Source organism: Mycobacterium sp. (genome assembly GCF_052143115.1).
Classification (GTDB): domain Bacteria; phylum Actinomycetota; class Actinomycetes; order Mycobacteriales; family Mycobacteriaceae; genus Mycobacterium.
Genome location: NZ_JBKQTQ010000055.1, coordinates 31,165 through 44,297 on the forward strand (window position 1 = coordinate 31,165; position 13,133 = coordinate 44,297).

Below are 13,133 nucleotides of genomic sequence, written 5' to 3' on the forward strand. Positions count from 1 at the left end.
ACCGCCGCGACTACCCGCTGACCGCCGCGGGCTTGCTTGCCGCCGAGGTCATCTCGTCGATCACCGTGTGGATGAACTTCATCTTCTCCAGCACGGCGGTCGGCAGCACAAACGGGTACAGGTCGTCGTGACCCATCGACCGGTTCACCATGTTCAGCGACCACGACAACGGCAGCCACATGTCGATGATGGTCTGAAAAGCGCTGGGGCCCAGCACCGGTCGGTCGAACGTCGCCGTCGCCGGCACGAAGCCGGACCAGGCCGACGTGTCCAGGGTGTCGCGGATGTGCAGGTAGTGGGCGAACGTCTCAGCCCAGTCCTCTGCGGCGTGCATGGTCGCATACGACGACACGAACCGCTTCTTCCAACCCTCGGGCGCGCCCTCGCTGTAATGGCGGTCCAGCGCCTCCTGGTAGTCGGCGTCCGGATCGCCGAACAACTCGCGGAACCGCGCGTCGTCGTCGCTTGATGGCGAGATCAGCCGATAGAAGTAGTAGTGCCCGACCTCGTGGCGGAAGTGTCCCAGCAGGGTGCGGTACGGCTCGTCCATCTCGACGCGCAATTGCTCGCGGTGCACGTCGTCGCCTTCCGCGAGATCTATTGTGATGACCCCGTTTTCGTGGCCGGTCAGCACCGTCTCGTGTGCGCTGGACAGCAGCCGGAAAGCCAGGCCGTAGTCGGGATCCTGATCGTGGCCGACAATCGGCAGTTTCAGCTCGTGTAGCTCGGCGACCAGCCGACGCTTGGCTGCCTCGGCTTGGGCGAACTTCGCGAGGCCGGCGGTGTCGGCGTCATTGGGCCGTTCGATAGTCAGCGCGCACGACACGCAAAGCAGGCGAGGTTGATTGATCGGGACCAGCCAGTTGCATTCGGCGACGTGACGATTGGCGCACAGTTCGTATTCGCTGGCGCTGACGAAGCCAGCGTTGTCGGCGTCGTCGCCGGTGGTGATCACCAGCAGGGCCATCTCGTCGAGGGAGAAACCCAGCGGGCTCCCGCAGGCCAGGCACGCCGAGTTCTCGAACGTCAGACGTTGGCCGCAGTTGGGGCAGTGGAAATCACGCATACGGCTCGTCGCCTTCGTACGGCGCGACGTCGACGGCGACGTGGATCACGCTCTTCTTGGAGTTGGTGTAGATGATCCCGCGCAGCGGTGGGACGTCGGCGTAGTCACGGCCGCGCCCGACGACGATGTAGCGCTCGTCGACCATCTGGTTATTGGTGGGGTCGATCCCCAGCCACTCGAACTGCCCAGGCGGTCGCGGGGTCCAGACCGTGGCCCAGGCATGGGTTGCGTCGACACCGATCATTCGATCCTTTCCCGGTGGTGGATTGGTGGCCAGGTATCCGGAAACGTAGCCAGCCGCCAACCCGTTGGCTCGCAGGCAGGCGATTGCCAGCCGAGCGAAGTCTTGACATACCCCTTCTCGGGCCATCAGAACCTCATTGACTCCGGTGGAGATCGTCGTCGAACCGGTTCGGTAGGTGAAGTCGGTGTGGATCCGTGACGTGAGATCGCGCAGGACCTCGATCAGCGGTCGTCCGGGCGCAAAGCTGGAAGCGGCGTACTCGCGTATCGCGTCGGTGATCTCGGGCGGATCCAGGTCCAGCGCGAACTCGGTGGCCAACGCGCCCTGCACTCCGACCGGGCGGGACTGCTCCCACGGAGCCTGCGCCGGTCCGCTCCCCCAACGCTCGGGCGGCGACGGATACACCTCGACGATCGACTCGCTGGTGATGGTCAGGGTCTGGTGCGGCTCGGTGACGTGGAAATACGAGCTGATGTTGCCGTAGGTGTCACGGCTGGTTGAGCTGTCGGCGGGCGCTGGTGAGATCCGCAGCTCGTGGAACAGGCAGCGCTGCCGGGCCAGGTCACGGGGGGTCAGGAAGCCCCGCCCGTAAGAGCTGGTCACCACGTGCGAGTAGCGGTATTCGGTGCGGTGGGTGATCCGGTAGCGAGCGCCCAGGCCCGGCGGGTGCCGATCGGGTGCGAGCGGCTCGTCGGGAAGCACGAGATCGGCCACAGCTGCAACACTAGCCAGCCCCCGGCCGCAGCGACGGCTGAACAAGCCTGCGCGGCGATCGGCGCGCTGGCCACGCGATATGGGAGCACAATGAGTCATGGCCACGTGGGACGACGTCGCCAGCATCATCGGCGAGCTGCAGCTCACCGACGAGCGATCACCGCACGAATGGCGGGTCGGCAAGAAGCTGATAGCCTGGGAGCGACCGCTGCGTAAGTCCGATCGGGAAACGTTGGCCGCCTTGGGGATTGAACCGCCCGAGGGCGATATCCTCGGCGTACGGGTGGCCGACGAGGGCGTCAAGTTCGCGTTGATCGCCGACGAACCGGACGTGTATTTCACCACCTCGCATTTCGACGGCTATCCAGCAGTGCTGGTCAAACTGGCCGAGATCGACGGGCTGGGGCTGCGTGAGCTGATCGTCGAGGCGTGGCTGACGCAGGCCCCGAAGCGCCTGGTGCAGGAGTTTCTCGGCGAGGTCGACTGAAAGCCGGCAAGCGGAGCGCGTCTGCCTCAGAAGCATCAGATGTCACTCTGATAACACCAGCAACTTTAGTCACTCTAGGTAACTTAATCACAACTACGTAACTCTAGTAACGTTAGGGTACTTAAGTATCAATTACATCAATCGGCACATTGATTAACTTCTATTAACTCCAGCAACTCAAAACGCCGGTGCACCAAAGATCTCATTAAATGCATAAAGTCCCAGCCGTTGACAGTTTTCACTCTGGTTTGTTACACGTGTTAAATGAGTCATTTACGGGGAACACTGAGTATGCAATCGGTGTCCAAGTCGCTGGTGATATCCGCCGTGGTCGTCCTGGCTATATCGGTGTTCATTGATCCGACCACCGGGGTGGCATACGCGGAAGGCATGGACTGGGACGCCGTGGCGCAGTGTGAGTCGGGCGGCAGGTGGAACGCCGACACCGGGAACGGGTTCTACGGTGGCCTGCAATTCAAGCAGTCCACCTGGGACGAAAACGGCGGCATCGGCAATCCGGCTACTGCGTCGCGCGACCAGCAGATCGCGGTGGCCAACCGGGTGCTGGCCACCCAGGGCCCCGAGGCTTGGCCCAAGTGCGGCGGCAACCAGGACCTGTTCCCGATTGAAGTGATCAACATCCTGCGGTCCGGGCATCCGATACGCAGCGGGCTGCATAAGCTGTGGTCGCTATCGATCCCGCAGTAGCGAATTCGCCGATCCGGCGACGTGATCGGCCCGTGATCGGCTGCTCCGGTCGATCGGATCGCGAGCCCGCCGTCTCGCCGGCTAAGCCACCGGTTGCAGCTCGAAAACGGGGATCACCCGGGTCGTCCTCGCCTGATACTCGGCGAAACCCGTTGCCACCGCGGTGATCTTGGGAAAAAGCTCGTCCCGTTCCTCGGCCGGCAATTCGCGGGCAGTCACGTCCGAGGATTCGTTACCGATCTCGACGTGCGCCGACGGGTTGGCGCGCAGATTATGCACCCAGGCCGGGTTGACGTCGGCGCCCGCATAAGACCCGATGATGAGCAGCTTGCCGTCGATACGGAAATAGGCCAACGGCGAGACTCGCGGCTGACCGGATTTGGCGCCCGTCGTGGTCAACAGCAGCAGGTCGGCACCCTCGAATTGGCCGCCGACCTCGCCGTCGTTGGCCCGGAATTCGTGGGTGACGGTCTTATTGAACGCTTTAATCGTTTCGGGGTCCGGGATCTCTTGGGCCATTAGCGCCGCTCCTCCTCATCGCTTCGCTCCGCATCGTCGACCGCGCGGGCCATGCCCCGTCAACCTAGCGGGGTCGGCCGTCTATTCCGCCACGCATGTCGCCGAGATCGACGCCAGCGCCGAAAAGCCTGCCAAACGTCGTTCTAACGTCGATCTCGGTGCGACTCGGGCACGACGTCGATTCCCGACTCCTTGCGCTGTTGGGCGGTGATCGGCGCCGGAGCGTCTGTCAGCGGGTCGACGCCGCCGCCCGACTTCGGGAAAGCGATCACCTCGCGGATGGAATCCGTGCCGGCCAGCAGCGCGACGATCCGATCCCAGCCGAACGCGATCCCGCCGTGCGGCGGCGCACCGAAAGTGAACGCGTCCAGCAAGAATCCGAACTTCTCCTGCGCCTCGGCTGCGCCGATACCCATCATCGCGAAAACCCGTTCCTGAATGTGGCGGCGGTGGATACGAATCGAGCCGCCACCGATCTCGTTGCCGTTGCAGACGATGTCGTAGGCGTCGGCCAGCGCGCTGCCCGGGTCGGTGTCGAAGGTGGCCTCCGAGTCCGGCTTGGGCGCGGTGAACGCGTGATGCACCGCGGTCCACGCGCCGGTGCCCACCGCGACGTCACCGGCGGCGGTGGCCTCATCGGCCGGCTCGAACAGCGGGAAGTCCACTACCCAGGTGAACGCCCACGCGCCCGGGTCGATCAAGTTGAGCCGGTGGGCGATCTCCACGCGGGCGGCGCCCAACAAGGTGCGTGACGCTTTGGCCGGCCCCGCCGAAAAGAAGATGCAGTCACCGGGCTGGGCACCGACGTGTGCCGCCAGGCCGGAGCGTTCAGCGTCGGACAGATTCTTGGCGACCGGCCCGCCCAACGTGCCGTCGTCGCCAACCAGCACGTACGCCAGACCCTTGTGCCCGCGCTGCTTGGCCCAGTCCTGCCAGCCGTCCAGCGTGCGGCGCGGCTGCGACGCCCCTCCCGCCATCACCACCGCACCCACATGCGGCGCCTGGAACACCCGAAATGTGGTGTCTTTGAAGAAGTCTGTGCACTCGACCAGCTCAAGCCCGAATCGCAGGTCGGGCTTGTCCGAGCCGAACCGTCGCATCGCATCCGCATAGCTGATCCGCGGCAACGGCAACGGCAAGTCGTACCCGATCAACGCCCATACCGCCTTGACCACCTGCTCGGAGATCGCAAGGACGTCGTCGGCGTCGACGAAGCTCATCTCCATGTCGAGCTGGGTGAATTCCGGCTGACGATCGGCCCGGAAATCCTCGTCGCGGTAGCACCGGGCGATCTGGTAGTAGCGCTCCATGCCGGCCACCATCAGCAACTGCTTGAACAGCTGCGGGCTTTGCGGCAAGGCATAGAACGAGCCCGGCTGCAGCCGTGCGGGGACCAGAAAATCGCGGGCGCCTTCCGGTGTCGAGCGCGTCATCGTCGGGGTCTCGATCTCGACGAAGTCGTGCGCGGCCAGAACCCCACGCGCCGCGGCATTTACCTTGGAACGCAACCGAATTGCCCCGCCCGGGCAGTCGCGCCGCAGATCCAGGTAGCGATATTTGAGGCGGGTCTCCTCACCGGCGGGCTCGTCGAGCTGAAACGGCAGCGGCGCGCACTCACCCAGCACGGTCAGCGACGTTGCGTTGATTTCGATCTCGCCGGTGGCGATCTCCGGGTTGGCGTTGCCCTCCGGCCGGATCTCGACGACACCCTCGACCGCGATGCAGAACTCGGCGCGCAGCCGGTGGGCCTGGGCCAGCACGTCGGCGGCGCGGAATACCACCTGCGACACCCCCGACGCGTCACGCAGGTCGATGAAGATCACCCCGCCGTGGTCGCGGCGATGCGCCACCCATCCGGCCAACGTGACCTTTTGACCGGCATCGGCGGCCCGCAACGAACCCGCGGCGTGACTGCGCAGCACAAACACTCCTCGTCAACGGTTGAAACGACAGCCCAGTCTAGAGGCGCTAACTTCAAGGATTGTCATGGATATTGCAGTTGTCGGTCCCGGCGCCGTCGGTACGACGGCCGCCGCGTACCTGCATGCCGCCGGTCACTCGGTTCTGATATGCGGGCGGACACCGCGATCACAGATCGAACTGCGGCCCGATGAGGCCGAGGCGATCGTGGTGCCCGGCCCGGTCTGCACCAACCCCGCCGAGATCACCGAACCGGTCGGCGTCGTTCTGCTGGCGCTCAAAGCCACTCAGAACGACGACGCTGGTCGCTGGCTGGCCCGGTTGTGTGATGAGCACACGATCGTCGTCGTCCTGCAAAACGGTGTCGAGCAGGTCGAGCAAGTGCAGCCGCACTGCCCGTCGTCGACGGTGATCCCGGGCATCGTCTGGTTTTCGGCCGAGACGCAACCCGACGGCTGGGTGCGGCTGCGCAGCGAAGCCCGGCTGGCGCTGCCGACCGGGCCCGCCGCAACCGCGTTCGCCGAATTGTGGCGCGGCGCCGGGGGCACCGCCGACTGCGACCCCGACTTCGTCACAGCGGCCTGGCGCAAGCTGCTGCTCAACGCGGTGGCCGGTCTGATGGCGCTCACCGGGCGACGTGCGGGAATGTTCCGCCGCGACGACTTGTCCGCTCTGGCCAGCCACTACGCCGCCGAATGCCTGGCGGTCGCCCGCGCCGAGGGCGCAAAACTGGCCGACGACATCGCCGACGGGACAGTCGAGATGTTCCGTCAAGCACCCACGGACATGGGCACCTCAATACTCGCCGACCGCGAGGCAGGCCGCCCGCTGGAGTGGGACATCCGCAACGGAGTGATCATCCGCAAGGCACGCGCGCACGGCATCGCGACGCCAATCAGCGACGTCCTGGTGCCGCTGTTCGCGGCGGCCAGCGACGGCCCCGGTTAGCCGATCAGGGCTGTTAGAGCCCCAGAGCCTCCGCCGCACCGATGGCGAGTTCCTCTGCAGGCAGACGGCCTCCGCGCATCGGGAGTTTTCCCCATTTTGCTCAGAGAATCACAGTCGCTTCTCAGTAAACGTTCGCGACCACCGAGTAGCGCCACGACCCGGCTTAGCCGGTCAACCGTCACATACCGGGAAATAAGGCCAGCAGTTCCTCGACCGCGCCGACAAATTGAATCTCGTCAGGGATAGTCGCAAAATTTATGTCACCAAGGTCTTGGTTAAGCAGACCGGCGGTGTAGTCGCCGTTGGAATAATCCGTCGCCTCGGTGGTCATGTCGTTGTTGCCTATGGTTTAGAAGGCTTGCGCCTCGGTCACGGCGGCCGTGTCGTTTGCGGGGGTCGGAAGGTAAACTCAAAGTTATCGGCGGGGACTATGTTGTAAACCGAGTCGAGCAATCCCGTGTTCAGGTTGTCCGCAACACCGAAAGTGTCGTCGTCCAGACCCTCGAACGAATCTGTTAGACCAGCGGGCACACCAGCGGTGCCGGTGGCGAACTCCGCAGAAGCCGCACTGAAATCGGCCTGGGCGACAGCCTGCTCGGCCTCGATGGCTGAGTCCAGAGACTTGGATCAGTACAAACCTGCCCACGCCGAGCGACGTGCGGCGTCGGGATCGTCGACGATGACGTCGGACGCCGACCGGATGACGCGGGTGGCCCGCCGCGGTGTGTCGTAGCGGGGCCAGTCATCAGACCAGACCTGACCGCCCGACCAGCCGACGGTGGCAAAGTCCAGCCAGCTCCGCTGCATCCGACGGCCCACCGCGGGTGGCAGCCACCGGCCCAACGGGTGCAGCCGTCGGCCCAGCTGAGAGTCGTAACTGTGCTGGATGTGCACGATCTCGCTGCCATGCGTCGCGCCCAGGCCCGGCGCCCGCAGCGTCCACGGCGCGTGGTCGAACCGATAGACATAGGTAGGCGCGTGCGCACTGTAGGCGTCAGCGAACGCCCATGCCGGTGCGACGAACATGGCGTCAGCGCCGATGGCTTCCAGCGCGCGGCGGCGTGGGTAGCCGGGATGGGCGGCCAGCACCCGCGCCCGCGCCTGCGGCGCCAGCCGGGTGAAATAGCTGTCGATGTTGGCCGGCGTCGATCTGCTGCCGCGGCGGCTTGTCCCTGGCAAACAGCGACGCCTCGTTCTTGTTGGTTCCGATGATCAGCGGGATCCGGGCCACCGTGCCCGCCCGCGCCGCCTCGATCGGATGCCGCGGCAGCAGATCGACGCCGTAAGTCAGCCCATGCGCCAGCGTCGGCGTCGTCGCGATACTCGCCAGCTGCAGCTCGCCGGCCGCCCGTCGCAACTGCCGCTGCGGCAGTTCTTTCAATTCTTTCAGTGCTTTGCGCTCTTCCGCAGCTACGCCCAGCTGGCTGAGGAACCGCTGCGCCTGCTCGGCTCGCGTGGCGCGATCCGCGATCAGCGGCAAGGCAGGGCTCTGCACGATCGCCCGGCCGAACAGCCCGTCGGCGGCCGGACTGGCCAGCAGCGCCAAGACCGAAGTGGCGCCGGCGGATTCACCGAACACGGTGACCCGGTCCGGGTCGCCACCGAACGCGGCGATGTTGTCTCGCACCCAGGCCAATGCCGCGATCTGATCGCGCAGGCACAGATTATTTTCGAATCCCTCGCCGAGGTCGCCGAGCTCGAAACCGCCGAAAACCCCGACCCGGTAAGTCACGTTGACCACGACCACGTTGCCGTCGGCGGCCAGCCGCGACCCATTGTAGAGCTGCAGCTGTCCGGCGCCGTTCAGAAACGCTCCGCCGGGAATCCAGACCATCACCGGCAGCGAGCCAGACACATCCGGTGACCACACCGTCACCGTCAGGCAGGCCTCGTCGCGGATCTTCGGGTCGTTGCGGTCGCCCGCGACCAACGAGCGGCTCTGCAGCGGCAGCGGCGCGTGCTCGACGGCGTCGCGCACACCCGTCCACGGCACGAGCGGCGCCGGCGCGGCGAATCGACGCTCGCCTACGGGTTGCTGCGCGTACGGCACACCGCGCCACACCGCGACGCCGCGTTCGGCGGTGCCGCGAAGATCGCCGACGGTTGTGTGCGCGAGAGCAGGAACTTCGGCAACCGCGGGCACGCCTGAATCGTAGTGTGCGAAGCTGATCTCGCCGGGCTGCGAGCCACGACATAGACGCAACGGAGAATGCGATGACCTTCAACGAGGGTATGCAGATCGACACCAGCACGACGTCCGCATCCGGCGGTGGCGGACGGGGAATCGCTATCGGCGGTGGACTGGGTGGCTTGCTGTTCCTGGTCGTGGCCCTGCTGCTCGGGGTCGACCCCGGCAAAGTGGCGACTCAGCTCCCGATGAACCCCAGTCAGGACGTGGCACCCGGGTTCGATCTGAGCAAGTGCCGGACCGGAGCCGACGCCAACCAATACGTGCAGTGCCGCGTGGTGGCTACCGGCAACTCCGTCGACGCGGTCTGGAAGCAGCTGATGCCCGGGTACACCCGGCCGCGGGTGCGGCTGTTCAGCGGTCAGGTCAACACCGGCTGCGGACCGGCCAGCACCGAAGTCGGGCCGTTCTACTGCCCGGTGGATCAAACCGCCTACTTCGACACCGGCTTCTTCGACGTACTGCGCACCCAATTCGGTTCAAGCGGTGGACCATTGGCGCAGGAATACGTGGTTGCTCACGAGTTCGGCCACCATGTGCAAGATCTGCAGGGAAGCCTCGGCCGCGCTCAGCAGGGCGCGCAAGGCGCCGGCGGCAACGGTGTGCGCACCGAGTTGCAGGCCGACTGCTACGCCGGGGTGTGGGCACACTACGCCTCGACCGTCAAGCAGGAGAGCACCGGGGTGCCGTACCTGGAGCCGCTGAGCGACAAGGACATTGCCGACGCGCTGTCAGCGGCGGCGTCGGTGGGAGACGACCGCATTCAGAAGGCCGCCACCGGGCGCACCAGCCCCGAGTCGTGGACCCACGGCTCGTCGGAGCAGCGTCAGCACTGGTTCACCGTCGGCTATCAGACCGGTGACCCCAATCAGTGCGACACCTTCCGCGAACCGAACCTCAACTAGCTCAGAACAGCGTCGGCTGCGGAGTCTCGACGACACGCTGCGGCGGGGCGACATCGAGTCGCCGCTGATCGCCACCCAGCCCGTACGCAGCGATCAGCGGTGCCGCCCGGGCTCGAAGCTCGTCTCGGTACGACGGCGGCAAATACGCTCCACGCCGGTATAACTCACGATATTGCCCGACCAGCTGCGGGTGGGTGCGCGCCAGCCACGACATGAACCAGCCACGGGTCGATCCACGCAAATGCAGCCCGAACACCGTGACACCGGTGGCCCCGGCCGCCGCGATCTGGCGTAGCAGATCGTCGAGGTGCTCCGCGGAATCGGTCAGGTACGGCAGCACCGGCGCCACCATCACGTGGCAGTCCAGGCCGGCCTCGCGAATCGCCGCGATCAGCCCGAGGCGGGACTGCGGGGTGGGGGTACCTGGCTCGACCCGGTTGTGCAGTTCGGGATCACCGACCGCGAGCGAGACTGCGAGGCTGACCGGCACTTGCTCGGCAGCGTCGGCGATCAGCGGCAGGTCACGTCGCAGCAGCGTGCCCTTGGTCAGAATCGACAGTGGCGTGCCCGACCCCGCGAGTGCGCCGATGATGCCCGGCATCAACGCATAGCGCCCCTCGGCGCGTTGATAGGGATCGGTGTTGGTGCCTAATGCGACGGTCTCGCGGCACCACGACCTTCGGCCCACCTCGCGGCGCAGCACGTCGGCGACGTTCGTCTTGACGATGATCTGGGTGTCGAAGTCGTTGCCGCAGTCCAAATCCAGGTATTCGTGAGTGGGCCGGGCGAAACAGTAGCGGCACGCATGCGAACAACCCCGGTAGCCGTTGACTGTGTATTTAAAGGGCAGGACGGCAGCGGCGTCGGGAATTCTGTTCAGCGCGGACTTACACAGAACCTCGTGGAATGTGATGCCATCGAACTGAGGCGTCCGCACGCTGCGGACGAAACCAATGCGCTCCAATCCGGGCAGCGCGCCGTCATCGACCTCGATGTTCTGACTGTCCCACCGCATACCCTATTCGAACTCTTGTTCGACTAACTGTCAACCCTGCCGCCGCCTGACAGCGGCGACATTCGTCGACCCGCGCCTCGCCAATCTGCCTGCGGCGGCCAGGTTGTCATTTAAGTAAGCTGGACCACCGTGACGTCTGATTCTGACGATCCGGATAACAATAGAAACCTCAAGTGGGCGATGGGCGCGGTCGGCGCGGTCGCTGTCCTGGCGACGGTCGTCGCGTTGGTGTTGCTATTCGGCGGGGGTGGTTCGGGGGCGCCGAAAGGGGCTCAACCCGATGACGGCTCGAGCCAGGAAGGAGCGGCCGCGGTCGCTAGTGCCAAAGACACCGGGCCGGTCGCCGTGATCACCGAGGACCCCAGCTGCGCGGCGTGGACATCGATCAACAACGAGCTTGCGCACAGCGGCGATGGCCTCTGGAACGAGCGGGATCGATCGGTTCCGGCCTCGGCGTGGACGCCGAAGCTGCGTGCGCAATTCATCGCGGCGGCGCAGTCAATGCGCGGTGCCGCAGCGCAGGCGGTCGGCCTGGTCAAGTTGACGCCACATCGGGTGATGCGCGAGCTGTACCAGCAGTTCATCGCCTACGCGCGCGCGTACGCCGCACGCGTCCCCAAGTACACGCCGGCCGACAACAACCTGGCGGGTGCCGCGAACAGCGCGTCGTCTGCTTTGGGGTCGATCTGCGCTGCTATCACCGATGGTCCCGCGGCTGCGCGCGGTCCGCTGGTGCCGCCTGCGGCGCCACCGTCGGACATCGCCCCGATGGGTAATCCCGCTAACCCGCAGCCCTTCCTCACTACCACCAATCCTGTTTGCGATGACTGGAAGTCGGCGTTAGATCAGTTCGCCAAGGACACCGCCGCGTGGCAGAAGATGGATCCCAACATTCCCGCGATCTACTGGAATCGCGAGCAGAGGGCCGTCAACTATGGGGTTGCCCAGGTGATGAGCTCGTATGCCGGCAAGCTGGAACAGCTTGGCCGGCAAAGCGATAACGCTGTCTGGCAGGATTTGGCCAACCTCGCCGCACAGTATCGCCGCGGATTCGTTGTGTCGCTGCCCACCTACACGCCGACCGATAACCACTTAGCCAACGCCGCTAACTACGCATCGACCACCATCCTCGGCGCTTGCGCCGCGGTGGGCATGTAGTCATCCGACCCGAGCCGACCGTAGCGCCACGGCGAACGCCTCTGCGAGACTCCGCCGCGGCGTCACGCTCGGTGTCAGCTTGCTGCGGCTATATATCAGAACATCGAGAAGAGATCAACGGCCCAGCCGCTGGCGTTGGGTGCCAGGTCTCCGCTCAGCTGTGACGTGATGTCCGCGACGGCGTTGGGGTCCAACGCCGAGGCGAAGTCGCCCAACATACCGACGCTGTCATCGACCTGATAGCCGTTCAGGTATGCGTCCGCGACCGTGGAGAGGGCATTCGAGAGATCGCTCAGCGCCAAGCTGGTGTCGCCGCTTTGCCACGCAGTGACGATGTCCTGGGTCACCCCGGCCATCGCATATTCGGCCGCATTGGGACCATACAGCGAAGCCGCTTCAAGATCGCTGAACCATGCTGGAACGGCAGATATGCTCATGATGTCCGATGCGGCTGTTTGGGCGTAAATTGCCGCAGGGCGGAGCACGTTGTCGAGGTTGTTCACCATCGACTGAATGATCTCGAAGTAGCCGTTCTCGAACGGTCGGCTCACGCTCGTCGGGTCCTGGAGCAGGGCCTGCCAGATGCTCGTTTCCGCGTCATACACGTCGCCGGACTGCAGGTCGCTCCACGCGTTCGACAGCACGCTCGACAGATCTTGCAGCGCGTTCGTCAGATTGCTGCTCGAAGTCTGCGCGGCCGAGGAAAGCTCATTCGCATACTCGGTCATGTTGGCGTCGATCGCCGACAGGATCGGATGGGGGTCGGCGGTCATCTGCGCTTCGAGCGACTGCAGGTTGGAGACGGTGTCGTTGTAGACGTCCGTCCAGCTGGCGATGGGAAATTCCTGACCAGCCGTCAGATCGGCGACGGCATCGACAGAAGCGAGCTGCACTGCGCGGGTCTGAATCTCCAGCGCCGACGGTCCGAGCGGAGCGGCGGCGATAAAGCAAGCAGGGCGATGTCTATAAAAAATGTTGTGGCCCGCACACCGGTGGGTGTGCGGGCCACAGGGTTTGTGTTGTCAGGCCCAGCTGGAGCCGACGGCGCTGTCGGTGGAGCTCATGTTGTTGCCGGCGTTTTGCACGTTGGAGCCGTGGGAGTTGGCTTGTTGGTAGATGACCTGGAAGTTGCGACCCAACTGGGTGATGAACTCCTGGCAGGCCACCGAACCCGAGCCGCCCCAGAAGTCACCGGCGGCCAGCACATCACGCACGATGGACTGGTGCTCGGCCTCCAACGACGCGGCCTGGGAGCGGATCA

Annotated in this window: 13 protein-coding genes and 1 pseudogene; 5 read left to right on the forward strand and 9 right to left on the reverse strand. The window is 65.1% G+C overall.

Translation table 11 applies throughout. The features are described 5' to 3' along the window. Positions 1-10 precede the first annotated feature (10 nt). Together ACLQI9_RS06450 and ACLQI9_RS06455 are read right to left on the reverse strand one after the other, a co-directional pair. Positions 11-1,066, reverse strand: coding sequence for a zinc-binding metallopeptidase family protein (locus ACLQI9_RS06450; RefSeq protein ID WP_442376503.1), 1,056 nt, complete (start codon positions 1,064-1,066; stop codon positions 11-13). Further along, positions 1,059-1,967: a transglutaminase family protein gene (locus ACLQI9_RS06455; RefSeq protein WP_442376523.1), complete on the reverse strand. Its 909-nt coding sequence runs from the start codon at positions 1,965-1,967 to the stop codon at positions 1,059-1,061. Before ACLQI9_RS06455 ends, ACLQI9_RS06450 begins: the two co-directional genes overlap by 8 nt. Positions 1,968-2,121: 154 nt before the next feature. Between ACLQI9_RS06455 and ACLQI9_RS06460 the strand changes: the two genes are divergently transcribed. Both ACLQI9_RS06460 and ACLQI9_RS06465 read left to right on the forward strand, forming a co-directional pair. Next, complete coding sequence (locus ACLQI9_RS06460) at positions 2,122-2,511, forward strand: MmcQ/YjbR family DNA-binding protein (protein ID WP_442376505.1); 390 nt, start codon at positions 2,122-2,124, stop codon at positions 2,509-2,511. Positions 2,512-2,775: 264 nt separating this feature from the next. Then, positions 2,776-3,219, forward strand: coding sequence for a transglycosylase family protein (locus tag ACLQI9_RS06465; protein ID WP_442391318.1), 444 nt, complete (start codon positions 2,776-2,778; stop codon positions 3,217-3,219). Between the two features lie 81 nt (positions 3,220-3,300). Here ACLQI9_RS06465 and ACLQI9_RS06470 read toward each other — a convergent pair whose 3' ends face one another. Further along, complete coding sequence (locus tag ACLQI9_RS06470; RefSeq protein WP_442376507.1) at positions 3,301-3,738, reverse strand: nitroreductase family deazaflavin-dependent oxidoreductase; 438 nt, start codon at positions 3,736-3,738, stop codon at positions 3,301-3,303. A 143-nt stretch (positions 3,739-3,881) separates the two neighbouring features. Then, complete coding sequence (gene aspS / locus ACLQI9_RS06475; protein WP_442376508.1) at positions 3,882-5,666, reverse strand: aspartate--tRNA ligase; 1,785 nt, start codon at positions 5,664-5,666, stop codon at positions 3,882-3,884. A 58-nt stretch (positions 5,667-5,724) separates the two neighbouring features. Here aspS and ACLQI9_RS06480 point away from each other — a divergent pair, with 58 nt between their 5' ends. Further along, positions 5,725-6,606 (forward strand): oxidoreductase, encoded by an 882-nt coding sequence (locus ACLQI9_RS06480; RefSeq protein ID WP_442376510.1) that lies wholly within the window; start codon positions 5,725-5,727, stop codon positions 6,604-6,606. A gap of 178 nt (positions 6,607-6,784) precedes the next feature. Here the strand turns inward: ACLQI9_RS06480 and ACLQI9_RS06485 are convergent, their stop codons facing one another. Together ACLQI9_RS06485 and ACLQI9_RS06490 are read right to left on the reverse strand one after the other, a co-directional pair. After that, on the reverse strand, positions 6,785-6,937 hold the full coding sequence (locus ACLQI9_RS06485; protein ID WP_442376512.1) for a hypothetical protein: 153 nt from the start codon (positions 6,935-6,937) through the stop codon (positions 6,785-6,787). Between the two features lie 296 nt (positions 6,938-7,233). After that, a pseudogene (locus tag ACLQI9_RS06490) lies at positions 7,234-8,776 on the reverse strand (carboxylesterase/lipase family protein). A 44-nt stretch (positions 8,777-8,820) separates the two neighbouring features. On the opposite strand from ACLQI9_RS06490, the gene ypfJ reads away from it, so the two are divergent. Next, on the forward strand, positions 8,821-9,699 hold the full coding sequence (gene ypfJ, locus ACLQI9_RS06495; RefSeq protein WP_442376514.1) for a KPN_02809 family neutral zinc metallopeptidase: 879 nt from the start codon (positions 8,821-8,823) through the stop codon (positions 9,697-9,699). A gap of 1 nt (position 9,700) precedes the next feature. Here ypfJ and ACLQI9_RS06500 read toward each other — a convergent pair whose 3' ends face one another. Beyond that, positions 9,701-10,714, reverse strand: a complete 1,014-nt coding sequence (locus ACLQI9_RS06500) for an Rv2578c family radical SAM protein (protein ID WP_442376516.1) — start codon at positions 10,712-10,714, stop codon at positions 9,701-9,703. Between the two features lie 129 nt (positions 10,715-10,843). Here ACLQI9_RS06500 and ACLQI9_RS06505 point away from each other — a divergent pair, with 129 nt between their 5' ends. After that, the gene (locus ACLQI9_RS06505; protein ID WP_442391320.1) at positions 10,844-11,872 is read left to right on the forward strand and encodes a hypothetical protein; all 1,029 of its coding nucleotides are present in this window, start codon (positions 10,844-10,846) and stop codon (positions 11,870-11,872) included. 95 nt (positions 11,873-11,967) lie between these two features. On the opposite strand, the gene ACLQI9_RS06510 is transcribed toward ACLQI9_RS06505, so the two are convergent. Both ACLQI9_RS06510 and ACLQI9_RS06515 read right to left on the reverse strand, forming a co-directional pair. Then, positions 11,968-12,765: a hypothetical protein gene (locus ACLQI9_RS06510; RefSeq protein ID WP_442376519.1), complete on the reverse strand. Its 798-nt coding sequence runs from the start codon at positions 12,763-12,765 to the stop codon at positions 11,968-11,970. Between the two features lie 129 nt (positions 12,766-12,894). Further along, entirely contained in the window at positions 12,895-13,131 is a 237-nt protein-coding gene (locus ACLQI9_RS06515) for a WXG100 family type VII secretion target (protein ID WP_442391322.1), read from the reverse strand. Positions 13,132-13,133: the final 2 nt, after the last annotated feature.